We start from the raw sequence: 25,607 nt of genomic DNA, 5'->3' as shown, positions 1-25,607 counted from the left end.
TATCCGTAATTTCAAGGATGCTAAGTCCACGCTACATTTCGTTTCTACTTGCTTTTGTCATCGCTGGGGTGGCAGCAGCCTTTATTTCCTTTTTGCCTACCTCCGATTCCGCGACTATTTTTGTCGGATTTATCAGTGTACTGATTTTTGGGTCGATTTTAATTTACTTCGCTTTGGACAACTTAGTTTTCAAAGAGGTAAACGTGTTATATGACCAAATCAAGCAAATCAAGAAGAAGAGCTTCCCTTTAATTTCTCGGAAGCAATTAATTCAAAAAGAGAATCCTATCGAGCTCTTAAAAAGTGAATTAACCGCCTACGTCTCCACCACAGAAGATGAAGTAAAGGAATTAAAAAAGGCAGCCGTTTATCGCCAAGAATTCCTTGCAGACGTATCTCACGAACTTAAAACACCCATATTCGCAGCACAAGGCTTCGTGCACACCTTACTAGACAACCCAGACGAAAGCCCAGAAATCAGACAGAAATTTTTAGAGAAAGCCGCTAAAAGTTTAGACGGCTTAGACGCCTTGGTTAAAGATCTGTTAACCGTATCTCAAATCGAAACCGGTGCCATCAAGATCGATAAGAAACGCATTAATTTGCGCCCCATGATAGAAGAAATTTTTGAACAGTTAGAGGGCAAGGCCAAAAAACGCGGGGTAAAATTACTCCTAAATTGTACAGATGTAGCCATTGATGTAAAAGCTGACGCGCAAAAGATAGAACAAGTTTTAGTTAATCTCGTGGACAACGGCATCAAATATGGCAACCAAGAGGGCAAAGTAACCGTCTTAATCGAAGACCGTAAAAAATCTTATTTAATTTCCGTCAAAGACAACGGTCCAGGGATCTCCGAAAAACACCTTCCTCGCCTCTTTGAGCGCTTCTACCGAGTTGACAAAAGCCGCACCAAACTGAGCGGCGGAACCGGCCTAGGGCTTTCTATCGTAAAACACATCGTTCAAGCCCATGGCAGCAAAATACAGGTGGAATCGAAGGTGGATAAGGGGACTGTTTTTAGTTTTAAGCTGGAAAAAGCTAGTTTAGAGAGAGGAGAATAAAGATTAAAGCATAGAGCACAAAGAATAAAGTTGGAATACAAAAAGGGACGCAGTGCGTCCCTTTTTGTATGAATTTAGTACTGAAGATTCAAATCTTGGATTTGAATGGTAAATGGTGAATGGTAAATGGTAAATGAAAATTAATTTACCACTTAACATTTTTTCCTAGAGGTTTAAAAGGACTTTTTGCGATTCTTTTCAGAGGTTTAGTAAAACAAATTCGGGAAAATATGGCGAAGCCCATTTTTCGAATTTGATTGACTAAACCGCCCCTTCAGTCAACCTCTCCGCATTCTCCGCTATCCTCAACTGCTCGATAAAATCAGCAATTTCCCCATCCATTACGACAGGCAGATTATATACGGTTAAGCCGATGCGGTGATCTGTTACGCGGCCTTGAGGGTAATTATAGGTTCTGATTTTGTCTGAACGGTCACCTGTACCCACCATCAACTTCCGATTGCCGGCGATTTCGGCGTTGCGCTTAGCTAATTCAATTTCATATAGACGAGAACGTAAAACGGTCATCGCTCGGTCAAAGTTTTTGATCTGAGAACGCTCATCTTGACATTGTACGACTAAACCGGAAGGAATGTGAGTGACACGTACGGCTGAATAAGTCGTGTTTACGGACTGGCCACCTGCTCCAGAAGAACAGAAGGTGTCTTTCCGAATATCATTCATATTGATTTGAACGTCGACCTCATCAGCTTCAGGCATCACCGCAACGGTAGCTGCGGAGGTGTGAATTCGGCCAGCTGATTCTGTTGCGGGAACGCGTTGAACACGGTGAACGCCGGATTCAAATTTCATTTTGGCATATACATCTTCGCCTTGAACAGACGCGATAATTTCTTTGTAACCGCCGGCAGTGCCGTCGGTGAAGTCCATAATTTGGAATGTCCAGCCCATCTTTTCTGCATAGCGCTGGTACATGCGGAAGATATCTCCTGCAAAAATGGAGGCTTCATCACCACCGGCTCCGGCACGAACTTCGAGGATACAGTCCTTCGAATCGTTCGGATCGCGGGGAATTAGCATCTCCTTCAAAACCTCTTGCATTTCTTTTTCCGCTGGAACTAATTCTTCTAATTCCGCTTTGGCCATATCGCGAAAATCCTCGTCTTTTTCCGTAGCGATCACCTGTTTCGCCTCCTCGATGGAGCCTAGCAAGTTTTGGTAGGCCATATACTGGTCCACGATCTTTTGCAAATCCTTGTATTCTTTACTCAAGGTCTTGAATCTCTTCAAGTCCGATACCACTTCTGGCATCGAGATTTGTTGTTCTACTTCTAAAAATCTTTCTCGGATGGCCTCTAGCTGCTCCAGCATAACATTTTGGTTTTAAAAAACGTTGCAAAGATAGTAATTAAATCCATTGCCCTTTGTGCTCGTTTAGAATACCTTTGCATATAATTCCAAAACGATGAAACACGCCCTACTCCTTTTCGCATTAATTGCCCTTCAAGCATGTGATTTTTCTAAACGTATCGATACTGCCGCAGCCGTTAAGGAAATGAAGGCAAGACAAGTGAAGCGCGTTTTACCTCAAGACATCGTCAATCAAGTGGACACGTGGGGACAAGAAATTCAATCTAAAGGTGCCACAAAACTCGATAGTGCGACGAAAGCATTGTCTATTTCTGTTCGAGTAGGAGCTCCAGCTAATTTGAAATTAACTTTTAAAGATGCGAAGATGGTGGAGATAATGGATGCATTAGATTATTCTTTGGGCCAAAAACAAGACATCCCTCCCTCTATCCAAAAAAATACCGCCGGCGATAGCCTATACTATTTTTATCCCTCCGAAGAAGGCAAAATTACCGTTTTAGGATTCGCTAAGAATGTCGTGGTCCAAAATATGGATAAACCTTTGATTAAATAAGGTTACGCTCCAGGATTTGATTGATTTGGAAATTGACTTCACGCAAATGTGGATCGGAAATTTCCTTCGAAAGCGGCTTGCCTGTAAAGAATGCCTGAACATGCTGTTGAACAAGCCCATGTAGTAAACTGGGTTCTAATTCAATGGATTGCAGCAATTCTTGGGCATGTGACCACAGGTTTTGGGTTAAAACTCCCGCCAAAAGCATCGCCTTATGAATCTTTTTACGTTCTTCGCCGCTCACTAAATACATGGCGTCTGTGATATCTTTTGCCAGCGCCACTAAGGTATTTTGAGTTTCTTCCACCAAAACCTCTAGACAAATCGGCATATTATCTAACTTGATTCTACGACCTGATTCAAGGTGTTGAACGGGGAAAAAGACCCCCATCTGGTTTGTACTTTCTCGAGCTGGATCGTATAATAAATTCGCTTCTGCGAGAGAAAATGTGCCTGAGACGAGAATAAGCGTTGCGTATTTTGGCAATAATAATTCCTTCAAAACTTCCGAATAAGCAGATTCTGGGACACACAAGAAAAATACGGTAGCAGCGGAGTCGGAGAAATCCAGGTCTTCCTGCACCTTAGCGTTGTATAAATAAGAAACAACGTCTTTTGCCTTCGAGGGCTCTCGACTAAATACTTCTTGAACTGAATTTCCGGCATTTTCTAGGGCCTTTGCGATGTGCCAGGTGACATTGCCGGCTCCGATAAACGATATTTTAAAACTCATGTGGTGGTCTCCAGTTTAGCACCCACAAAGGGTGCCCATTGTTGATCCAAAATTCCAGAAAAATTTCGCAAAAACATAACAAATGAAGGCCTAAATGGCTGGCGCGTCAAGACCATGCCCGCCTCTTCCGGAGTCATATGCCCCTTCTTCGAATTACAATACTTGCAAGCTGTGATCAAATTATCCCACGAGGTGCGCCCCTGACGTGATTTAGGCAAAACGTGGTCCATCGTCAAGAAGTCTTTTGACCCACAATATTGACAGGTAAAATTATCTCGTTTTAAAATATTTTGGCGATTCAACATCACTCCTTTAAAAGGAAAATAGACATATCGCTGCAAACGTATAACCGAGGGATAGGGGAAAGTTTTCGAAACAGAGTGTAATTTTTCAGTACTTGATTCCGCGACTAATTCTGCCTTGTTTAAGTAGACCAAAAGAAAGGCCTTAGGCATGGAACAAATCGTAAGCGCGCTGTAATCCTGATTTAAAACTAACACTTTCTGAGCCATAGACAAACTAGTTTAATTTGCTCAACAATTTAAAAAATAATCAGCTGAATTGGAAGGGTTTAGTATTGCTTTTTTGTTAACAATTTAAGGAATTAGGTCCTATTTTGTAGATTTGTATAAATTAAAAAACTGCCATGTCCACTTTATTGGAAAAAATCAAACAGCTCTCTGCTGAAATCACCCCTGACACCCTGGTCAATCGCCACCACATTCACGCGAATCCAGAGCTTTCTTATCAGGAATTTCAGACGCAAGCTTACGTTTTAGCACAACTAGAGCGGATGGGTATTCAGGCCAAAAAAATCGCCAACACCGGCCTCATTGCCGAAATCAAAGGTAAAAATCCAAGCAAAAAAGTCGTCGCCCTTCGCGCTGACATGGACGCTTTACCCATCCACGAAACAAATGAGGTTCCCTATAAATCCAAAAATCCTGGCGTCATGCACGCCTGCGGACATGATGTCCACACAGCTTCCCTTTTAGGAACAGCCCACATTTTACAACAGGTCCGCGAAGAATTCGAGGGCACCATCAAATTACTTTTCCAACCGGCAGAAGAAAAAGCGCCCGGCGGAGCCAGCATCATGATTAAAGAAGGTGCATTGCAAAACCCGACACCTGCGAGCATCTACGGCCAACACGTCGCCACCAATGTCCCCGTGGGCAAAATCGGTTTCCGCGAGGGTATGTACATGGCTAGCACGGATGAATTATATATTAAAGTAATCGGCAAAGGTGGTCACGGCGCCATGCCAGATGCCTGCATCGATCCGATCGTTATTGCCTCCCACATCATCGTGGCGATGCAACAAATTATTTCGAGAAATAAGAATCCAAAACTTCCTTCGGTATTGACATTTGGCAAAATTGAAGGTTTAGGAGCCACTAACGTGATTCCAAACGAAGTGAACATCGCCGGAACTTTCCGTGCCATGGACGAAACCTGGCGGGCAGAAGGTCTAGAAAAGATGAAAAAGCTGGCCGAAGGCATCGCAGATGCTATGGGTGGCCGTGCCGAATTCGAAGTTTTAAAAGGCTACCCATTCTTACAAAATAATCCAGAACTAACCCGCCGTTCTAAAGCCGCAGCCATTGAATATATGGGAGCTGAAAACGTGGTGGATTTAGATTTATGGATGGCAGGCGAAGACTTCGCTTTCTATACTCACCACGTGGACGCTTGCTTCTACCGTTTAGGTGTTCGCAATGAGGAAAGAGGAATTACGAGCGGGGTGCATACGCCTAATTTTGATATTGATGAGGCATCCCTATCAATAGGCCCTGGGTTAATGGCATGGTTAGCGATCTCAGAGTTAACTGTGTAATATTTTCAGCAGAGCCAATCGAAAAGGTTTCGGTTTTTAAGTTCAGTGAACCGAAATTGTTGCTACGCAAATAATTTCTTGTTCACTGAACTTAAAACCTCTCTATTTCGTATGTTAAAGGGTAAATCATTTACCATTTACCATTAAATTTACTTTCATTATAAAGGAAACTCTAAAGGATCCGGCCATCTGAATTCGTAATTCAATTCTTGGCAGATTTTATCGCCTGAAACTACTTTTCCGCCCAAACAAGTGACAGAATAATCCCAATAGCCTACAGGTAGACCGCGGCGTTCGATGTCGTTTTCTCCCACTTCGCCTTTTGTCGGGTGAATAGGGGCTACAATATTATAAATACCGGATTCAATTTTTTCAGCGGCCAAAGCAATGAGTGAGACCACATCATCTTTGTGCACATAATTAATGGGACAATTCGCTCCATCATTTCGCTTGCCAGAAAAATACTTCCCTACATAGCGATCGCCACCCATTAAGCCGGCTAATCGAAGGATGATAGTGGGAATTTTAGTGGAGGATACGATTGCTTCGGCTTTGGCCATTAAAGAATCGTCATTAATTCCAGATTTCTCATCTACTGTGTCTGACACGTTCGAATAAACGGAGGTAGATGAAAGAAAAATGAGCTTTTTAACCCCGCTAGAAGGCAAATTATCCACCCATTCCTGTAAAATAGCTACATAAGTTTCTTCTGAATTTTTCTTGCGACGCGGTGGAATCGCCCAAATTTGAACTTCCGCATCATTCATTGCTGACCAATTCTCAGCTGGCATTTCTGGCTCAGCTCTGAATTCCATCACGCTAATTTTAGGATGAGCAGCTTGCTGATGAACACTTGATGCCGAAACACGCACATCCATGTCCGCTAAAGCTAATTTAAATGCCAATGGTGCGCCTACCCAACCGCCCCCGTAAATACTTATCGTCTTTTTCATATAAATTTGCACCTTTGGAACAATTGAATTGCAAAGATAGTTAGAGACCTATGAATAAAATGTTTTTTGTGCCTTTTATCAGTATTGTGATTTTAGCTCTTGACTATTATGTGTGGATGGCGGTGAAAACTGCTTTTCGTAATTCACGTAAAAGCATACAAAGGACTGCCCAATATACTTTTTGGGGCTTCACAGCTTTCATCCTTTTAGGAATCGTTTCCTATAATGCGTTGCCTCTGAACGCTTGGAAAAATGAAATTCGAATCACTTTTATGGCGATCGTGATGATTTCCGTTATCACTAAACTGTTTATTATTATCTTCTTGTTAGTAGAAGACATCACCCGCTTTTTTCGATGGGGGACAAAAAAGATCCTTAAAAAAGACCCCAGTGCCATCTCTCGCCACGAATTTCTATCTCAAGCTGCTTTAGCGGTGGGAGCGGTACCGGCAGCGACCTTTGCTTTTGGCATTATTTCTGGAGCCCATGATTACACCGTGGAAAATATTCCTCTTAAAATCCCCCAGCTTCCTTCAGCATTTAAAGGACTAAAAATTGCACAGATTTCCGACATTCACACGGGCTCTTTTTTCAATAAAACGGCTGTGAAAGGGGGCGTGGAGATGCTGATGCGGGAGAAACCGGATGTCGTTTTCTTCACCGGCGATTTAGTAAATAATGAGTCCAAAGAGGTGCAAAATTACTTCGATGTGTTCAATAAGGTCAAAGCACCTTTAGGCGTATTTAGTACCTTGGGCAATCACGATTACGGTGATTATGTTCGTTGGAATAGCCCAGAAGCCAAAAAACAAAATTTGAAAGACTTAATGAAAGCGCACGAATTACTAGGCTGGGATCTATTAATGGATGAACATCGCTTCTTAGAAGAATCAGGAGAAAAATTAGCCATTATTGGGGTTCAAAACATCGGCTTAGGTCGCTTCCCTTGGTATGGCAACCTCGAGAAGGCGCATAAAGGAACAGAAGAAGCTTCTGCGAAACTCTTGCTATCTCACGACCCAAATCACTGGAATGCGGAGGTTACCAAAAAATACAAAGACATAGATGTGGCTTTTGCAGGCCATACGCATGGAACACAATTTGGCGTTAAAATAGCCGAAATGCGCTGGTCCCCTGCCCAATATGTATACAAGCAATGGGCTGGTTTATACCAAGAAGGCGAGCAGCAAATCTATGTGAACCGAGGCTATGGCTATTTAGGATATCCGGGTAGAGTGGGGATGCCGCCGGAAATCTCGGTTTTTACTTTATCATAAAGGAGAGTAGAGATGGTAAATGGTGAATGATGATTGTTCCCTCCGGACTTCGGACTCAATCCCTCCGGACTGACGACTGGCTTAGATTAGAGATAAGAGAGTATAGAGTAGAGATGGTAAATGGTAAATGGTGAATGATGAATGTTCCCTCCGGACTCAATCCCTCCGGACTGACGACTGCCCACTGCCCACTGACGACTGCCCACTATTTTTTTCTTCCAGAACTTTGCTCCTATATTAAAAAAAGCTAAATTTGCATCCCTATTAGTTGGTTTCGTGGCCGAGTGGCTAGGCAGAGGTCTGCAAAACCTTCTACAGCGGTTCGAATCCGCTCGAAACCTCCAAAAACCTTCCAATCTGGAAGGTTTTTTTATGTCCATGCCATGGATACAATTTTATCTAAAAATTGTTCTATTTTATTCCAAAGGCTTATTTTGAAAAATTCTAAATAATAAATTCAATTAAAAAAATACAAAAAATGAATGGAGATTTAATTGTTTCCTACAAAATCGAATTGTAATTTTGCGGACTGAATTAATATGAGAAAAACTATATTTATGTGTTGCAAAAAATCAACTCTCGTTAAGTTTCTATTTTCCTTCTTAATCTTACTGGCCACTACGACAGCAATGTTTGCACAAGATGCAGCGGAAGGTGAAACACTGTTTAAAAACAACTGCGCGGCTTGTCACGCGTCCACTGACGAAATATTGGTAGGTCCTGGTTTAAAGGGAATTAGCGAGCGTCGTCCGATCGAATGGATCGTTAAGTGGGTACACAATCCTCAAGCATTAATCGCTTCGGGTGACAAGTATGCAAATGACTTGTACAATAAGTTCAATAAGGCGGCAATGACTCCTTATCCGAACTTCTCTGAAGCGCAGATCAAAGGAATCGTCGCTTACATCGATGCTTCTAATGCAGCTCCAGCCGCTCCGGCAGCAGGTGCAGCGCCAGCAGCGGGTGCAGCAGCTCAGGCGGCTCCATCTTCAGGTGGCATGATGGAAATGCTTTTGGTAGGATTATTAATCATCATGGTTGTTGTACTAATCGCATTATTATCGATTGTTAACTCACTTAGTAAGTTAGCTAAAACAGATCAACAAGAAGGAGGCAAACCATTTTTCGAAAGAGTTGCAGAGAACGCAAAATCGTTAGCTGCTAATTCGGCAGTAAAGACGGGAATCTTAGTTTTGGCCCTATTATTAGGTGGTAAAGCTACAATCGATGCAGCTTACGGTATAGGTATCCATCAGGGATATGCTCCAGAGCAACCGATTCAATTCTCACATAAATTACACGCTGGTCAATACCAAATCAATTGTAATTATTGCCACACAGGTGTGTATGCTGGAAAAGGCGCGAACATTCCTTCGGCAAACATTTGTATGAACTGCCACAACGCGATCAAGCGTGAGTCCCCAGAAATTCAAAAAATCTACAAAGCCTTAGAAAAAGACGAGCCTATTCAATGGGTACGTGTTCACAACTTACCTGATTTGGCCTACTTTAATCACTCACAACACACAAACGTAGGTGGATTAGAGTGTACGAACTGCCACGGCGAAATTGAGAAAATGGAAGTAGTAGAGCAACGTTCTTCACTTACGATGGGCTGGTGTATCGATTGCCACCGTCAAACGGACGTGAATGCAAAAGGCAATGCTTACTATGATAAATTAGTGGAGGTTCACAATAAGGATAGCAAAACTCCTTTGAAAGTTCAAAACATCGGTGGCTTAGAATGCTCTAAGTGTCACTATTAATAGAAATTAAATAGATTCAATTTTAGTCTGAATAAGAAAGATTATATGGAAAATTCGAACAAGAGGTATTGGAAAGGGATTGAGGAGTTAACCAATGAGCCGTCGTTTGTCAAAAATATCCACAATGAGTTTGGCAATATGCCATCTGAATCGGATGCGAAAGGAGATTCTTTAGTAGATGGTGCGGGCACGCATCGTCGTGATTTTCTAAAGACGCTAGGTTTTGGGGTAGCTGCTGTTTCTTTAGCAGCTTGTGAGTCTCCAGTAAAAAATGCGATTCCTTACTTAAATAAGCCGGAAGATGTAGAGCCTACTATCGCAAACTGGTACGCGTCTACTTACACAGATGGTGGCGATTACGCTTCTATCCTTGTTAAGACTCGTGAAGGTCGTCCTATCAAAATCGAAGGAAATAAATCATCGTCCATTTCGAAGGGAGTACTTTCGGGTCGTGCGCATGCGTCTGTTTTAAGTCTATATGATAATGAGAAATTAAAAGGTCCTCAGGCTGCTGGTAAAGCAACTGATTGGAATCAATTAGATAAAGCATTTACAGCGAAATTAGCTGAGGTGGCTGCCAAAGGTGGTCAAATCCGCATCATTTCTAACAGCATTCTTTCTCCTACAACGAAGAAAGTGATCGCTGACTTCGCTGCGAAATACCCTACAACACAACATATTACTTATGACGCAAACCCGGCTTATGGTTTAACACAAGCACATGGTGGCGTTTTACCTAACATTGATTTCAGCCAAGCAAAGACCATTGTTTCTTTAGGAGCTGATTTCTTAGGTTCATGGATTGCTCCTACAGAGTTCGCTGCACAATGGGCGATTACCCGCCGTGTTAGTTCTGAAAAAGGAGGCAAAAAAGACATGTCTCGTCACTACCAATTTGAGACAATCTTATCAAATACAGGTGCTAATTCAGATTACCGTGCCTCTTACAAGCCATCTCAAGAAGGTTTAGTAGCAGTTGCGTTATACAATGCAGTAGCAAAACTAACAGGAGCAGCTAGCATCGCTGGAGCTTCCGTTAAAGTAGAGCACTTAGAAAAAGCAGCGAAAGATTTAGTAGCCTCTAAAGGTGCTTCGATCATCGTAGCTGGTTCGAATGACCCAGAAGTTCAAAAAATTGTTGCTGCTACAAACGCTTTAGTAGGCGCTTATGGCACAACCATCAATACAGGCTTAGCTGTTAATTACCGCCAAGGTAACGATATGGAGATGGCTAATTTCATTAAAGAAGCTAGCGCTGGTTCTGTTGCCGCTGTTATCTTCTACAATGCGAATCCCGTTTACAATCATCCTATGGGAGCGGCTCTTGCAGCAGCGCTTCCTAAAGTAGGTGTAAGCTTAGCGACAAATGATCGTGCAGATGAAACTGCTTCCTTATGTCAATTCATCGCACCAGATTCTCACTTCTTAGAGTCTTGGAATGATGCAGAACCTAAAGCTGGATTCTATTCATTAACTCAACCTACGATCTCTACGATCTTCAAAACACGTCAGGCGCAATCAAGTTTCTTAACTTGGGCAGGTTTGTCGGGTGATTTTGCCGGATACTTAGAGAACAACTGGGAGACAAACATTTTAAAAGGCGGTAAAGTAGCTTGGAACAATGCTTTACATGATGGTGTATTCGAACCAAATGTAGCCGCTGTTTCTTCTGCCAGTCCATCTGTAGATGTGAACGCTGCGGCAGCTGCTATCAGCAAAACGTATTCAGCTACTTCTACTAGTTTAGAGATTGCTGTTTACGAAAAAGTAGGTTTAGGTACAGGTTCTCAAGCTAACAACCCTTGGTTGCAAGAATTCCCTGAGCCAGTTTCGAAAGCATGTTGGGACAATTATGCAGCTATCTCGCAACCAACTGCCACTAAATTAAACTTAAAGCATGGTGATGTCGTAGAAGTAAGCGCGAAAGGATACAAAGTATCTCTTCCTGTCTTAGTTCAACCGGGCCAAGCTCAAGATACAGTATCGATTGCTATCGGTTACGGTCGCACGAAAGCAGGTAAGTCTGCTGACGGTGTGGGTGTGAACGCTTATCCTTTCATCTCAGAAATAAACGGAGCTTGTGTAGGTATCTGCACACAAGGAGTTTCCGTTAAGGCTACAGGTGAAACAAAAGAAATCGCTCAAACGCAAACGCACCAAACGGTGATGGCTCGTGAAGCAGTCGTTCAAGAAACGGTGTTAGCTGACTTTGCAAAAAATGCAAAAGCAGGAAGCTTCACTCCTCGCGTGAAAACGTCTGAGGGAGAAAAGGATGCGACTGATTTAACGCTTTGGAACGGTCACAAATACAATAACCACGCGTGGGGTATGGTGATCGACTTAAATACCTGTACCGGATGTTCGGCTTGTGTGATCTCCTGTTCAGCTGAAAATAACGTTCCTGTAGTAGGTCGCCAAGAGGTTATTAACCGTCGTGAAATGCACTGGATGCGTATCGACCGCTACTATTCATCTGATGCTGAAGTAGAAGATATGAAAGGTTTAGAGATTGCGTCTGATAATCCAGAGGTAATTTTCCAACCGATGTTATGTCAACACTGTAATAACGCTCCTTGCGAAACAGTTTGTCCCGTATTAGCTACGACTCACTCGACAGAAGGTTTGAACCAAATGACGTATAACCGTTGTATCGGTACACGTTATTGCGCAAATAACTGTCCATACAAAGTTCGTCGTTTCAACTGGTTCCGTTATTACCAAACAGATGACTTCGATTTCCACTTCAATAACGACTTAGGGCGTATGGTAATCAACCCAGACGTAACGGTTCGTTCACGTGGGGTAATGGAAAAATGCTCGATGTGTGTTCAACGTATTCAAGCTGGAAAGTTAGAAGCGAAGAAAGAGAAGCGTCGTCCAGTAGACGGAGAAATTCAAGTAGCTTGTGCTCAATCATGCCCTACGAATGCGATTACATTTGGAGATATGAATGATCCGGTATCTGAGATCTCGAAATTGTTACTAGTAGAGAAAGAGGGTCGTGCTTTCCACGTAATTGAAGAGATTAACGTGAAGCCTAATGTCTCTTATTTGAAGAAAGTTCGTAACAAGGATGCTAAAAAAGAAGCATAATTTTTTAATCGTAAAACAGTAAATAAAAATATGTCGCACGTTGTATCACCCATAAGAGAGAAACTAGTTACTGGTGGAAAATCTTATTCCGATGTTACCCACGATATCTGCAAGCAAGTAGAAGGAGAGCCTACGAAAGAATGGAAAATTGCATTCGGGATCTCTTGCCTTGTATTCATGTATGGTGCTTATTGCCTTTTCTACACATGGTGGCAGGGTATTGGTGTTTGGGGATTAAATAAAACCGTAGGTTGGGCTTGGGATATCACGAACTTCGTTTGGTGGGTTGGTATCGGTCACGCAGGTACCTTGATTTCAGCGGTATTATTATTATTTCGTCAAAAATGGAGAACTTCCATCAACCGCTCAGCGGAAGCGATGACCATCTTTGCTGTACTTTGTGCTGCATCGTTCATCTTAGCTCACATGGGACGTCCTTGGTTAGCTCACTGGGCTTTACCACTTCCTAATACGTATGGTTCTTTATGGGTTAACTTTAACTCTCCGTTAGTTTGGGACGTATTTGCCATTTCGACGTATTTATCGGTTTCTTTATTATTCTGGTATATGGGTCTTGTGCCAGATTTGGCAACGATTCGTGACCGTGCGACTACAGCGGGACGTAAGTTCTGGTATGGCTTTTTCAGCTTAGGCTGGACAGGTTCTTCTAAGACTTGGGCGCGTTATGAGTACATGTCCTTAATATTAGCCGGTATCTCTACGCCACTTGTACTTTCGGTTCACACGATTGTATCCATGGACTTTGCAACGTCTATAATTCCAGGGTGGCATACAACAATCTTCCCTCCCTATTTCGTGGCGGGTGCAATCTTCTCTGGTTTCGCGATGGTACAAACCTTACTGTTAATCACGCGTGTGGTTTTCAAACTAGAAGACTATATCACGATTGAGCATATTGAAATGATGAACATCGTTATCACGGTAACTGGTTCAGTAGTAGGTATCGCTTATTTAACTGAATTCTTTATCGCTTGGTATTCTGGCGTAGAATATGAAAGCTATGCCTTCCTGAACCGGGCTACTGGTCCATACTGGTGGGCTTACTGGATGATGATGACGTGTAACGTAATTTCTCCACAGTTATTCTGGTCTAAAGCGATTCGTACGAACTTAATGGTATCCTTTATTTTATCTATTGTAGTAAACGTAGGTATGTGGTTTGAGCGTTTCGTCATTATCGTTACCTCATTACACCGTGATTACCTTCCCTCTTCATGGGCGATGTTCTCACCTACGATGTATGATATTGGTGATTACATCTTCTCATTCGGTTTATTCTTTACTTTATTCTTCTTATTCGCGAAATATTTACCTGTGGTAAACATGGCGGAAGTGAAGGCGGTAATGAAGGGCGTTTCTACCGAGTTTACGATTAAACGCATTAAGCCTACTAAAAAATCAGAAGAGTAATTCTATTAAGCAAATTCGAAATTAAAACAATATGAGTTCGACAACTAACTACATTTTGGGAGTATACGACGATGAGGACGAGGTTTTACAAGCAGTAAGTGCTGTAAAGGCTAAAGGAATCAAAGTAGAAGATGTATATTCTCCATTTCCAATTCACGGATTAGACGTAGCCGTAGGTCATGAGCGTACACGTTTACCTATCGCGGCATTTATGTTCGGTACTTTAGGGATGATCTGTACTTTTGCATTAATCAGCTATACTATGGTATTTGACTGGCCTATGATTATCGGGGGTAAAGATTTCTTTGCTCTTCCTAACTGGATTCCAATTGCCTTTGAGGGAACGGTTTTATTCACGGCTTTTGGTCTAGTAACTACCTTCTGTATCTCGAATGATTTATGGCCGGGTAATAAGACTCTTCCATTAGATATTCGTACCACAGATGATAAGTTTGTGATGGCCATCAATTTGGACAAAAACAAAGCAAGTGCCGCTGATATCAAGAAAGCCTTGAAGGATTCAGGAGCAGTTGAAGTAAATGTTAAATAATTAAACGAATAATTCTCAAGAAGATATGTTCAATTCTATTCATAAATTCACTTTACTAGTCGGCCTAACAGCAGGTCTATTCTCCTGTGGAACGGACCCGAATGATACGGGTACGGAATACGCCCCTAATATGTATTATTCGGTAGGTTACGAGCCTTTGACGCAATTAGCAGGTGACACAAATAAAATCAATCCGCTAGGTTTGAACATGCGTATCCCCGTGGCTGGTACTATTTCTCGTAAAAATTATACGGGTGCTGATAGTATTCAACAAGCCTTTTTAGCGCAAGAATTAATAGCGAGAACAGTTCCTGTTGATAGTCTTTCTTATTCAGCTGCTTTGTTAGATAATCCATTATCAGCGACTCCAGAGAATATTGAAGCAGGTAAGGAACAATACGAGCGTTTCTGCCAACACTGCCACGGTGAAGGAGGAAAAGGAGACGGTTTAGTTGCTAAACAATATAAAGGAGTTCCTGTCTACTCAAGTGATGCATTAAAAGACGTGAACGACGGACATATTTACCACGTGATTACGCATGGTAAAGGACGGATGTGGCCTCATGGATCACAGATTTCCTCAGAGAACCGTTGGAAAATCGTACTTTATGTACATGAGTTACAAAAACAATAAGATTTAAATTAGTTCATTTAAAATAGAGAATAAAATGGCGGGACATTCACATTTTTCCCCAGCAAACGTAGAAGAGCATTTTGACTTCACATTAGAAGGCAAAAAAAGAATTTTATATGCTTTCATCGCAGGCCTTGTCGCTTTAATAATTGGTATTTACCTATTATCTAAAGGAGAAGCAGGTGGTCACGAAGTAGCGGAAGCAGGACATGAGGCCGTAAAAGCGGGACATGAAGCGGCAGCAGAACACGTTTCCGGTGGAGCAGTTTCTCACCAACCTGACGCGGAAGAGCATTACGATTGGACAAATCGGGTGTGGGCGAATGTTTGGTTAAATGCCGTCTTCTTTACGGGTATCGCAGTAGTCGGGATGTTCTTCGTTTCTTTACAGTACTTAACGAAGGCAGGTTGGTCATCTGTTATGAAACGTGTTCCTGAGGCGTTCCCTAAATTCTTATACATCTCCTTACCTATCTTGCTTTTAGTATTCTTGTTTAAAGGGGACGTGATTTTCCACTGGATGCACCACGGTGTAACGGAAGTAGGAAATGCGAACTATGATAAAATCATTGCAGGGAAGTCTGGCTATTTGAATAAAAACTTCTTCTTAATTCGTCTGATTGTATTTGGAGGATTATGGATCCTTCTTTGGAAAATGTTACGCAAAAAATCCATCGAAGAAGATTTAAATGGCGGAACTGAATATTTCCATCAATTAGTTAAAATTGGAACGGCGTTTATCGTCATCTTCGGTGCCTCTAGTTCCATCTTTGCTTGGGACTGGGTGATGTCGATCGATACACACTGGTTCTCTACCATGTTCGGTTGGTATATGTTCTCTTCATGGCATGTTACCACTTATGCAGTAATCGTGTTAGCCATCTTATTTTTGAAGGACAAAGGCTTAATGGGCTATGTAAACGAAAATCATTTACATGATTTAGGCAAGTTTATGTTTGCCTTCTCTATCTTCTGGACGTATGTTTGGTTCGAGCAATTCTTATTAATCTACTATGCAAACATACCAGAAGAGACCATTTATTTCTTAGAGCGTTGGGAAGGTTATAATAAACTTTACAAAACTTCAGAAATTTTAATGGTGATCCTAAACTTCTTGTTGCCTTTCTTAGTTCTTATGACACGTGATGCGAAGAGAACGCGTATTTTCTTAAAAATCGCCGCTTTCTTAATTATCGCTGGTCACTATATTGATTTCTACCAAATGATTATGCCAGGTGTTGTAGGTAAACATGGTGGTTATGGTTTAGTAGAATTTGGAATGGTTACGGTGTTTGCCTCTGTATTCATTTATGTGATTTCAGACGAATTAACTAAGGCTAGTTTAGTGGCTAAAAACCACCCATTCTTGCCAGAAGCTTTACACCACGATATTTAATTTTTGAACTTCTATTAAAATCAACATATATGTTTTACCTAATAGGTCTTTTATCAATTATCTTCTTTGCTCTTGCGATTTCCGTAATCAGTAAAAGTATTAAGTTGAATAAATCTTTAGTTGCAGATGAAAATACAGATGACGCTCTAGATTCAAATAATAATGCAAATGCTTACGGAATGATTATCTTCTGGGCATTAGGAACGATTGCGGGTGTTTGGTCATTTATGGTGGCAAAGCCAGATTTCTTACCCATTGCAGCTTCAGAACATGGAGCAAAGACTGATTCGATGTTTTGGATATCTATGGCGGTAGTAACGCTAGCGTTTTTTGTATCGAACTCCTTGTTGTTATACTTTGCTTTCAAATACCGTTACAATAAAAACAGAAAAGCTACATTCTACCCAGTTAACCACAAATTAGAATTGATTTGGACGGTTATACCTGCTATTGTCATGGCGATCCTTGTATTCACCGGTTGGAGAACATGGAGAGATATTACTTCTCAAGCACCCAGCGATGCTGTCGTGATTGAAATCACAGGACATCAATTCGGATGGTATGTGCGCTATGCGGGTAATGATGATAATCAATTAGGTAATTTCAATTATAAATTGATTGACGAAACGAACAATATTGGTATTGATTTTACCGATAAGAATTCTTTTGATGACTTTACGGCGACAGAACTTCACTTACCTAAAGGCAAGCCTGTTTTGTTAAAAATAAAAGCACAGGATGTATTACACTCGGTTTATTTACCATTCCACCGAGTGAAAATGGATGCGGTTCCTGGTATGCCTACTAAATTTTGGTTTACACCCACTATCTCTACGGATGAGATGCGGGCTAAATTAGGCAAGAAGGATTTCAACTTTAAGGTAAATTGTACTGAAGTTTGCGGCCGCGGTCACTTCGGAATGTCCATTACTGTTTTTGTAGATGAGCCGGAAGATTATAAAAAATGGTGCTCAGAACAAAAGCCGTTCTTAACAACTAATCCTACTTATTTAGCTAAAGTTCCAGATAACTTAAAAGCAAAAGCAAATAAATATATTCTAGCTGAACCAGTGGCCGTAGATAGCGCGACTGCACCAGCAGCAGAAGCCGTAAGTGTAAACTAATTTAACAAAGAAAAGAAGCAAATAAAATTCATATGTCAACTGCAACATCACACGCTGAAGAAGTTCACACCCACGATCACTCACACGATCATGAGCATGAGCACCATGAGCTAAACTTTTGGACGAAGTATATATTCTCAACAGATCACAAAACGATCGCGAAGCAATACTTGATTTCGGGTATCCTTTGGGCGTTTATAGGGGGTTCTTTTTCCATCATCTTCCGTTTGCAATTAGGTTTTCCTGATATGCAACTAGAATGGTTACGTCCTATTTTAGGAGCGTGGATCGACGAAGGTGGAAAGCTAGATAAGGAGTTTTATTTAGCCCTTGTGACTATGCACGGTACCATCATGGTATTCTTCGTGCTAACCGCAGGTCTTTCTGGAACCTTCTCTAACTTCTTAATCCCATTACAAATCGGTGCACGAGATATGGCCTCCGGATTCATTAACATGCTATCCTACTGGTTCTTCTTCCTTTCGTCGATGATCATGTTTGCGTCCTTGTTCTTGGAAACAGGTCCTGCATCTGGAGGTTGGGTTATTTATCCTCCACTTTCTGCCTTACCTCAGGCTATGCCAGGTTCGGGATTAGGAATGACACTTTGGTTAACCTCTATGGCATTCTTTATCGTATCTTCTTTAATGGGGGGTATTAACTACATCTGTACGATTATTAATTTGCGTACGCGTGGTATGACTTTCACTAAGATGCCTTTGACTATTTGGTCATTCTTCTTTACGGCTGTTTTAGGTTTATTATCATTCCCTGTATTATTATCAGCGGCATTATTATTAATCTTTGACCGCTCATTCGGTACCTCATTCTACTTATCTGAAATTTACATTCAAGGACAAGCACTTCCTAACATGGGTGGTTCTCCGATCTTGTACCAACACTTATTCTGGTTCCTAGGTCACCCAGAGGTTTACATCGTATTACTTCCGGCATTAGGTATGACCTCAGAAATCATTGCCACTAATTCACGCAAGCCTATCTTCGGATACCGTGCGATGATCGGTTCGATGATGGGAATCACGGTGCTTGCCTTCATTGTTTGGGCTCACCACATGTTCGTAACAGGTATGAATCCATTCTTAGGTTCGGTATTTATGTTCTTAACCTTGATCATTGCGGTACCATCTGCGGTGAAAGCGTTTAACTACATCACGACACTTTGGAAAGGTAATTTAGTCTTTACGCCAGCGATGTTGTTCTCGATCGGTCTTGTATCACTCTTCATTTCGGGTGGTGTTACAGGTATCATTCTTGGAAACTCGGCCTTAGATATTAACTTACACGATACCTATTTCGTAGTAGCTCACTTCCACCTAGTAATGGGTGCAGCGTCCTTCTTCGGATTGATGGCGGGTGTTTACCATTGGTTCCCTAAGATGTTTGGTCGTTTAATGAACAAAAATTTAGGTTATATCCACTTCTGGTTCACTTTCGTGGGAGTTTATTTAGTATTCTTCCCAATGCACTACATAGGTATTGCAGGTTTCCCACGTCGTTACTATTCATTCACGGCACTTGGAAATGATAGCGCTGCAGCTTTCACAGATATGAACGCATTTATCTCAATCGCAGCGATCATCACTTTCTCTGCGCAGGCGATCTTTGCTTGGAACTTCTTCTACTCTATCTTTAAAGGTAAATTAGCTCCGCAGAATCCTTGGAACTCGAATACACTAGAGTGGACTACTCCTATCAATCCAGAACACGGAAACTGGGTAGGTGAAATTCCAGCTGTATACCGTTGGCCTTATGATTATTCTAAGCCGGGTGCTGAGCAAGATTTTATTCCTCAAAACGTTCCATTCTCTGCAACTAAGAGCTCTAACCTTCCTGAGGAAGAGGCAGAAATTGCAAAAGAAAAAGATATCGATGGTTTATTAGGCGCACAAAACGAGAGTTACAACCGTTAATTAACCTGAACAAGCAAAGATGCATCCGAATGAATCTCATTTAGATGCATCTTTTTTTTACCCTAAAAATGGCCTTTAAAAATTTTGCAATCCTATCCATCCTGAGCATTTATTTGCTTATCCTAGCTGGCGGAATCGTTCGCAGCACCGGATCGGGAATGGGTTGTCCTGATTGGCCTAAATGCTTTGGGCGTTTTATCCCTCCCACGAAGGTCTCCGAATTACCTTTGCATTACGAGGTGATCTACCAAGATAAATTACACGGTGAAGTTTTATTCAATCCGACCAAAACTTGGATCGAATACATCAATCGCCTGATCGGTGCTTTGACAGGATTAATCGTGTTAATCACCACGGTCCTAGCCTGGAAAGAAGGCAGGAAAGTATTCTTACCTACTTTGGCAGGACTCTTACTAATTCTGGCGAATGCCGTTTTAGGAAAATACGTCGTGGATTCGTTTCTATTGCCAGGAGTGGTGACGGCGCACATGCTTTTATCGATCGGCGTTATCTATTTTTTAGTCAAGGCATTAAACAATCAAACTTCCTCAACGGTTATCTCACTAGAGAATCGTCATTGGATTGGAATAAACCTAGTGATCGTTTTTGTCCAAATCCTATTAGGCACGCAGGTCCGCGAGAATATGGATCATGTGATTAAAGCCTTAGGAGAAGGGGCTAAAGACCAATGGGTTGCCCAACTAGATCTAGTCTATATTGTCCACAGAACATTCTCTTGGTTTATTGTATTAGGTCACTTGATTCTTTGGAATAAAATCAAAAAGTCCACTTTGCAATCTTACCGTCATGGAGTGATGGTATTAGTTGGAATTTCCTTCGCCACCGGAATTATGATGGCCTACTTTGAATTACCCCTCGGAAGCCAAGCGGTTCACTTGTTAATCTCTTTAGTATTAATGGGCTGGCATATTAGCTCTTGGATCCAAACAAAAAACGCGTAAATGTCAAGCATAAAGCCCTATATCGCCCTATTAAAATCGAGACTATCTATGACGGTAGCCTTCTCGGGCACGTTTGGGTATTTATTAGCACCTATCGATCATAAACCGCTGGGTATATTTTTAATTTCACTAGCGGGTTTTGTCCTAACTGGGGCGGCGAATATCGTGAATCAATTGAAAGAAATTGAATTCGATAAGCTAATGAAAAGAACGGCACAGCGACCTTTGCCTACGGAAGCTTTAACTCCCGCCCAGGCGAGAAATTTTGGCTATGTGTTAGCCGTTATCGCCATTGGACTTTTGAGCTATTTCACCTGGAAGGCAGCATTAGTTGGTCTATTATCCTACATTTTATACGGCTATGTTTATACCCCTCTAAAACGTGTGGGGCCTATTTCCGTATTTGTAGGTGCATTCCCAGGAGCCTTTCCTCCCATGATTGGCTGGGTGGCTGCCACGGGACATTTTGGCTGGGAGCCCGGTATTTTATTTGCGATTCAATTTTTCTGGCAATTCCCTCACTTCTGGGCAATCGCTTGGGTGGCGGATGCAGATTACCGCAAGGCTGGATTTAAGATGTTACCAAATGATGGCAAGAAAGACATTAAAACGGCTTTCACCATTATGATTTATACGCTCTTTTTAGTGCCTTTGGGATTTGTGCCGTACTTACTGCACATCACGGGAATTCAATCTGCCATCATTACGGTAGTAGCAGGAATTCTATTTTTATGCCAAACCTTCTACCTCATGATGCGCCCCACAGACAAGGCTGCGAAGTGGATGATGTTTGGTTCCTTTTTCTATTTAATCATCATACAAATTGCCTTATTATTTGATAAAGTTTAAATCATGAAATCAACAGAGAACGTAATCGAACCGGCTGAAACCCGGTCGGTCAATCCGAAAGTTTTTACGATGTGGTTATTCATCGTTTCCATCGTTATGCTTTTTGCTGCCTTTACCTCTGCCTACTTGGTAAGAAAAGCAGAAGGAAACTGGGTAGAATTTGAAATGCCTAGTTTATTTAGCTATAGCACAGGTGTATTAATTTTGAGTAGTATTTCGATGCATTATTCCCTTTTAGCAGCAAAAAAAGACCAATTTAATGCGCTTCGAATGAGTATTTCTATTACTTTTGTACTCGGATTGCTCTTTTTAGTAATGCAATATTACGGTTGGTCCCAATTAGTGGAAATGAACGTATTTTTTGTTGGTAATCCATCCGGTTCTTTTGTGTATGTTTTATCAGGTTTGCACGGTTTGCACCTTATTTCGGGCCTAATCGTTCTAATTTTCGCCTTAGTGGCTGCCTTTAGATTGAAGATAAACGCAAAACAATTGACTCAGATTAAGATTTGCGCCACCTATTGGCATTTTTTAGATGCTTTGTGGCTTTATTTATTTATATTTTTATTGATTAACAATTAAGATTATACCTATGTCAGTAGCACACGCTGCCCCAGCGGTTCCAGAAAATTTATCATGGCAAGGTGGTTCTGAACCACTAAAAGCTAGTTATGGAAAATTGATGATGTGGTTTTTCCTTTTATCGGATACCTTCACATTCTCAGCCCTTTTGATCACGTACGGAATGATTCGTTTCAGCCAACCTGCATGGGAAGGCACTCCTAGCGATTTCTATTTCTCGACAACTCACTGGCCTATTCCAGAAAAAGTTTTTGAAGCAGTTCCTTTCTTACACGGAATGTCATTGCCCTTAGTATTCGTAGGTATTATGACCTTTATTTTGATTGCGTCATCGGTAACGATGGTGCTAGCTGTAGAAGCTGGACACCGGGGAGATCGCAAGGATGTAGAGAAATGGATGCTTTGGACAATTGTGGGTGGATTTACTTTCTTAGGATCTCAAGCATGGGAGTGGGGACACTTTATCCACGGACCAGAAGATTTAACCTTAGCGGCTAAGCAAATCATCGATGGCGTAAGTACGCCGATCGAAGGAGCTAATTTAGTTCGCAATCCCTACGGACCTCCGGCTTTTGCTGACTTGTTCTTCTTTATCACCGGTTTCCACGGAACTCACGTGTTCTCAGGAGTACTTTTAAACGTCTTGATTTTCTTCAACGCAGCTACAGGAGTGTATGAGCGTAGAGGTCATTATGAAATGGTAGAAAAAGTGGGCCTTTACTGGCACTTTGTCGATCTAGTTTGGGTATTTGTATTTACCTTCTTCTATTTAGTTTAATCTTATAACCGATTTATATATGGCTTCGCACGTAGCACACGGAACCTCAGAAAAAGAAATTGCTCCTCCTAATACAGGCGCGATTTGGAAAACATTTTGGATTCTTTTGGTATTAACCGCCATTGAATTCGTCATTGCCTTCACGATGGAAGCTAGCACTTTACGCGTAGCAATCTTCTGTGGAATGACTATTGTTAAAGCCTTCTATATCGTAGGAGAATTTATGCACTTAAAGCATGAAGTTAAATCTCTGATTTGGGCGGTATTGATCCCTACTGTATTCGTAGTTTGGTTATTAATAGCCTTGATCTACGAAGGAGGTCACTTATATTGATTTTAATTTCCTTTTTTGGTAATGAATAAAAAGACAGGCATATTATTTCTCGTATTAATATTGCCTGTCTTTGTTTATCTAGGCCTGAAGACTTTTGGCACAAATCATTTTAGTCTTCCCCGCTATATTCCGGCGATTGATTCGACGACTGGAGAAATCAAGATGGCGAAGCGCGTGAATCCTCGTTGGAATGAAGCGGAAATGGATACGGTTTTTCGAACAATTCCGTCCTTCTCCCTAACTGACGAAGCCGGAAAGACTTTTGGGTCTACTAACTTAAAAGGTAAAATCTACGTCACCTCTTTCTTTTTTACCCGCTGCGGCACGATTTGTCCCAAAATCACGTCTCAACTAAGCCGTGTTCAAGATGCTTTTCATTTAGATCCAGAAGTTCAATTGCTTTCTATTTCGGTCGACCCGAAATTCGATCAACCCGAAAAACTGGCCGCTTATGCGAAACGTTTTGATGCAAACAAGGGACAGTGGCATTTTTTGACAGGAGAAAAGAAGGTGATTTATCCTTTGGTTTTAGCAGGATTTCACGTTCCCTTAGCTGATGCCTCAGAATATGATGCAGCCATTAAGAATCCGGATGAAACATTTATCCACTCTGAGCGGTTAATATTAGTAGATAAAGAAGGTATAATCCGTGGATTTTATGACGGAACAGATAAAAAAGAAGTTGATCGACTTTTAGTCGAAATCAAAGTGTTGAAAAATATTTATTCAAATGATGGAAGCAACTAAGAAAAACGATCAATTGATCAATATCCTGTCAGCAGTGATTCCTGTTGCTGTGGCCGTTTTAATTGGCATTAAAATAAAAATTGACTTAGGCGCTTGGACGAAAGTATTGCCACATGTTATTGGTCTATTGAATTCCACCACCTCTTTAAGTTTAGTGATTGGTTTAATCGGCGTTAAATCCGGAAATATAGGTTTACACCGCAAAGCGATGGGAGCTGCCTTTGTCCAAGGAGCTGTATTTTTAGTTCTATATATTCTGTACCACATCTCTAACCCATCTACCCCTTTCGGCGGTGAGGGCTGGATCCGTCCGGTATATTATTTCTTATTGATCTCACACATCGTACTTTCTATCGGTGTGGTTCGCTTAGTTTTGAAAGCGATCTATTATGCCCTAACAAATAACATCGTGGCTCACAAGTCGATTGTTAAATGGGCCTACCCTATTTGGTTATATGTTTCTGTAACTGGCGTTATCGTCTATCTACTGATTTCCCCGTATTATGTGTAAGAAATTCGTTCTCTTGTCAGCCTTGATCCTGTTATCGCAAATCGATGCGGTGGCGCAATGTGCCATGTGTAGAACTACCATAGAAAGTAGTATTTCAACTGGCCGTACGAATATTGCGACTGGATTGAATACCGGTATTTTGTATTTATTGTCGGCTCCTTATTTAATTGTAGGAGCCATTGCCTTCTTGTGGTTTCGTCAAAGCAAGCAGGAGCAGCAAGATCGTTTAGCGAAACTTAAGTTACGCCAAAAAGTATCTCAACTTTTCAATTCAAAATCTTAATTAATCCCAGATAGGGTATTGTGTTAGTTTGATGGCCTTTCCAAAGAAGATTTGGGTAGCCTTTTCGAATGAATCTGTATAATCAGAAACAAAGAACTGCCGGGATGATTCTGACCCAGCGTGCAACATATCCTCCGCCTGCAGAATTCGCTTAATTTCATCTGCCACAATGATGGACGTATCAATCACCGGAATGCTCCCCTTATAATAGGCATCGATCTGCGGCTTTATTAATGGGTAGTGGGTACAACCTAAAATCAAACCTTCAATTCCTTGTAAAGCAGGCTGCGCTAAATATTCTTTAATGATTTGCTCAGAAATGGTGTGAGAAAAGAAGCCTTCCTCGATCATAGGAGCTAATAAAGGAGTGGCCAAAGACTTAATGTGGATATTCTTCCCCAAAGCTTCCGCCTTGTTCGCATATATCCCAGAGTTCACCGTTTGCTTCGTTCCGATTAAACCGAGTGTTTTGTTTTCCCAGTTTTGGTCCAAATAAGCAATCACCGGATCAATCACATTCACCACTTTCGCTTTTGTCCCTACATAGGCCTTCACTAAATCATATGCCGCTGCGGAAGCCGAATTGCAGGCAATTAAAATCAGTTTACAGTTTTTTTCTAGAAGTAGGTTGCAGATTTTTACAGAATATGCTTGAATCGCCGTCGCCGATTTATCTCCGTAAGGAAGATGCGCCGTATCCCCAAAATAGATGATATTCTCCTTCGGCATCAACTCCGTGATGGCATGCGCCAGAGTCAATCCACCTATTCCACTGTCAAAAATCCCGATGGGCGCTGAGTTTGGCATAATTTTAATTTAGACAAAGAACGGAATTTTGAAATTCTTTTCAAACTGACGCAACCATTTAGCGCTTTGTGCCATCTTTG

General features: G+C 41.5%; 25 protein-coding genes and 1 tRNA gene. 21 read left to right on the top strand and 5 right to left on the bottom strand.

All coding sequences use genetic code 11. The features are described 5' to 3' along the window. The first annotated feature begins 17 nt into the window (after positions 1 to 17). Positions 18 to 1,064 carry a sensor histidine kinase gene (locus tag ACST14_RS05355; protein WP_459461352.1) on the top strand — a complete coding sequence of 349 codons (1,047 nt, stop codon included), beginning with the start codon at positions 18 to 20 and terminating at the stop codon, positions 1,062 to 1,064. Positions 1,065 to 1,325: 261 nt separating this feature from the next. Here ACST14_RS05355 and prfA read toward each other — a convergent pair whose 3' ends face one another. Then, positions 1,326 to 2,396 carry a peptide chain release factor 1 gene (gene prfA / locus ACST14_RS05350; RefSeq protein ID WP_459461350.1) on the bottom strand — a complete coding sequence of 357 codons (1,071 nt, stop codon included), beginning with the start codon at positions 2,394 to 2,396 and terminating at the stop codon, positions 1,326 to 1,328. 94 nt (positions 2,397 to 2,490) lie between these two features. Between prfA and ACST14_RS05345 the strand changes: the two genes are divergently transcribed. Beyond that, the gene (locus ACST14_RS05345; protein ID WP_459461348.1) at positions 2,491 to 2,949 is read left to right on the top strand and encodes a hypothetical protein; all 459 of its coding nucleotides are present in this window, start codon (positions 2,491 to 2,493) and stop codon (positions 2,947 to 2,949) included. On the opposite strand, the gene ACST14_RS05340 is transcribed toward ACST14_RS05345, so the two are convergent. Further along, the gene (locus tag ACST14_RS05340) at positions 2,942 to 3,682 is read right to left on the bottom strand and encodes a DUF2520 domain-containing protein (RefSeq protein ID WP_459461346.1); all 741 of its coding nucleotides are present in this window, start codon (positions 3,680 to 3,682) and stop codon (positions 2,942 to 2,944) included. The two genes, ACST14_RS05345 and ACST14_RS05340, sit on opposite strands and share 8 nt — an antisense overlap. Further along, positions 3,679 to 4,194, bottom strand: a complete 516-nt coding sequence (locus ACST14_RS05335) for an HNH endonuclease (RefSeq protein WP_459461344.1) — start codon at positions 4,192 to 4,194, stop codon at positions 3,679 to 3,681. The genes ACST14_RS05340 and ACST14_RS05335 overlap by 4 nt, the downstream gene beginning before the upstream one ends. 134 nt (positions 4,195 to 4,328) lie before the next feature. Here ACST14_RS05335 and ACST14_RS05330 point away from each other — a divergent pair, with 134 nt between their 5' ends. Next, the gene (locus ACST14_RS05330; RefSeq protein ID WP_459461342.1) at positions 4,329 to 5,519 is read left to right on the top strand and encodes a M20 metallopeptidase family protein; all 1,191 of its coding nucleotides are present in this window, start codon (positions 4,329 to 4,331) and stop codon (positions 5,517 to 5,519) included. A gap of 158 nt (positions 5,520 to 5,677) precedes the next feature. Here ACST14_RS05330 and ACST14_RS05325 read toward each other — a convergent pair whose 3' ends face one another. Next, positions 5,678 to 6,472, bottom strand: coding sequence for a Rossmann-fold NAD(P)-binding domain-containing protein (locus tag ACST14_RS05325; protein WP_459461340.1), 795 nt, complete (start codon positions 6,470 to 6,472; stop codon positions 5,678 to 5,680). Positions 6,473 to 6,522: 50 nt separating this feature from the next. Between ACST14_RS05325 and ACST14_RS05320 the strand changes: the two genes are divergently transcribed. The 18 genes from ACST14_RS05320 to ACST14_RS05235 all read left to right on the top strand — a co-directional run bounded on the left by ACST14_RS05320 (position 6,523) and on the right by ACST14_RS05235 (position 24,720). Continuing rightward, positions 6,523 to 7,749, top strand: a complete 1,227-nt coding sequence (locus tag ACST14_RS05320) for a metallophosphoesterase (protein WP_459461338.1) — start codon at positions 6,523 to 6,525, stop codon at positions 7,747 to 7,749. A 270-nt stretch (positions 7,750 to 8,019) separates the two neighbouring features. Next, a tRNA-Cys gene (locus ACST14_RS05315) sits at positions 8,020 to 8,093 on the top strand. A 195-nt stretch (positions 8,094 to 8,288) separates the two neighbouring features. Continuing rightward, positions 8,289 to 9,515 (top strand): cytochrome c3 family protein, encoded by a 1,227-nt coding sequence (locus ACST14_RS05310; RefSeq protein WP_459461336.1) that lies wholly within the window; start codon positions 8,289 to 8,291, stop codon positions 9,513 to 9,515. Positions 9,516 to 9,560: 45 nt separating this feature from the next. Beyond that, positions 9,561 to 12,608 carry a TAT-variant-translocated molybdopterin oxidoreductase gene (locus tag ACST14_RS05305; RefSeq protein WP_459461334.1) on the top strand — a complete coding sequence of 1,016 codons (3,048 nt, stop codon included), beginning with the start codon at positions 9,561 to 9,563 and terminating at the stop codon, positions 12,606 to 12,608. Positions 12,609 to 12,638: 30 nt separating this feature from the next. Then, complete coding sequence (nrfD, locus tag ACST14_RS05300; RefSeq protein ID WP_459461332.1) at positions 12,639 to 14,039, top strand: NrfD/PsrC family molybdoenzyme membrane anchor subunit; 1,401 nt, start codon at positions 12,639 to 12,641, stop codon at positions 14,037 to 14,039. A 31-nt stretch (positions 14,040 to 14,070) separates the two neighbouring features. After that, entirely contained in the window at positions 14,071 to 14,589 is a 519-nt protein-coding gene (locus tag ACST14_RS05295) for a DUF3341 domain-containing protein (protein WP_459461330.1), read from the top strand. A 25-nt stretch (positions 14,590 to 14,614) separates the two neighbouring features. Then, positions 14,615 to 15,223, top strand: coding sequence for a c-type cytochrome (locus tag ACST14_RS05290; protein ID WP_459461328.1), 609 nt, complete (start codon positions 14,615 to 14,617; stop codon positions 15,221 to 15,223). Positions 15,224 to 15,257: 34 nt separating this feature from the next. Beyond that, the gene (locus tag ACST14_RS05285; RefSeq protein ID WP_459461326.1) at positions 15,258 to 16,619 is read left to right on the top strand and encodes a quinol:cytochrome C oxidoreductase; all 1,362 of its coding nucleotides are present in this window, start codon (positions 15,258 to 15,260) and stop codon (positions 16,617 to 16,619) included. 29 nt (positions 16,620 to 16,648) lie between these two features. After that, positions 16,649 to 17,743 (top strand): cytochrome c oxidase subunit II, encoded by a 1,095-nt coding sequence (locus ACST14_RS05280; protein WP_459461324.1) that lies wholly within the window; start codon positions 16,649 to 16,651, stop codon positions 17,741 to 17,743. 32 nt (positions 17,744 to 17,775) lie between these two features. After that, the gene (locus ACST14_RS05275; protein ID WP_459461322.1) at positions 17,776 to 19,674 is read left to right on the top strand and encodes a cytochrome c oxidase subunit I; all 1,899 of its coding nucleotides are present in this window, start codon (positions 17,776 to 17,778) and stop codon (positions 19,672 to 19,674) included. A 68-nt stretch (positions 19,675 to 19,742) separates the two neighbouring features. Beyond that, positions 19,743 to 20,636 (top strand): COX15/CtaA family protein, encoded by an 894-nt coding sequence (locus tag ACST14_RS05270; RefSeq protein WP_459461320.1) that lies wholly within the window; start codon positions 19,743 to 19,745, stop codon positions 20,634 to 20,636. Continuing rightward, complete coding sequence (gene cyoE, locus ACST14_RS05265) at positions 20,637 to 21,485, top strand: heme o synthase (protein WP_459461318.1); 849 nt, start codon at positions 20,637 to 20,639, stop codon at positions 21,483 to 21,485. 3 nt (positions 21,486 to 21,488) lie between these two features. Beyond that, positions 21,489 to 22,067: a cytochrome c oxidase subunit 3 gene (locus ACST14_RS05260; protein ID WP_459461316.1), complete on the top strand. Its 579-nt coding sequence runs from the start codon at positions 21,489 to 21,491 to the stop codon at positions 22,065 to 22,067. A gap of 10 nt (positions 22,068 to 22,077) precedes the next feature. Then, complete coding sequence (locus ACST14_RS05255) at positions 22,078 to 22,845, top strand: cytochrome c oxidase subunit 3 (RefSeq protein ID WP_459461314.1); 768 nt, start codon at positions 22,078 to 22,080, stop codon at positions 22,843 to 22,845. Positions 22,846 to 22,864: 19 nt separating this feature from the next. Next, positions 22,865 to 23,179, top strand: coding sequence for a cytochrome C oxidase subunit IV family protein (locus ACST14_RS05250; protein WP_459461312.1), 315 nt, complete (start codon positions 22,865 to 22,867; stop codon positions 23,177 to 23,179). A 21-nt stretch (positions 23,180 to 23,200) separates the two neighbouring features. Further along, positions 23,201 to 23,926: an SCO family protein gene (locus ACST14_RS05245; protein ID WP_459461310.1), complete on the top strand. Its 726-nt coding sequence runs from the start codon at positions 23,201 to 23,203 to the stop codon at positions 23,924 to 23,926. Next, complete coding sequence (locus tag ACST14_RS05240; RefSeq protein WP_459462407.1) at positions 23,913 to 24,437, top strand: DUF420 domain-containing protein; 525 nt, start codon at positions 23,913 to 23,915, stop codon at positions 24,435 to 24,437. Before ACST14_RS05245 ends, ACST14_RS05240 begins: the two co-directional genes overlap by 14 nt. Further along, entirely contained in the window at positions 24,430 to 24,720 is a 291-nt protein-coding gene (locus ACST14_RS05235) for a hypothetical protein (protein WP_459461308.1), read from the top strand. Before ACST14_RS05240 ends, ACST14_RS05235 begins: the two co-directional genes overlap by 8 nt. Here the strand turns inward: ACST14_RS05235 and murI are convergent, their stop codons facing one another. Then, entirely contained in the window at positions 24,721 to 25,527 is an 807-nt protein-coding gene (gene murI, locus ACST14_RS05230; protein ID WP_459461306.1) for a glutamate racemase, read from the bottom strand. It lies immediately after the preceding gene. Positions 25,528 to 25,607: the final 80 nt, after the last annotated feature.

This window comes from Aquirufa sp. A-Brett2-15D (assembly GCF_054558735.1).
Note: the sequence above shows the minus strand (reverse complement) of the source record. Positions and strands in the feature narration are given on the sequence as shown.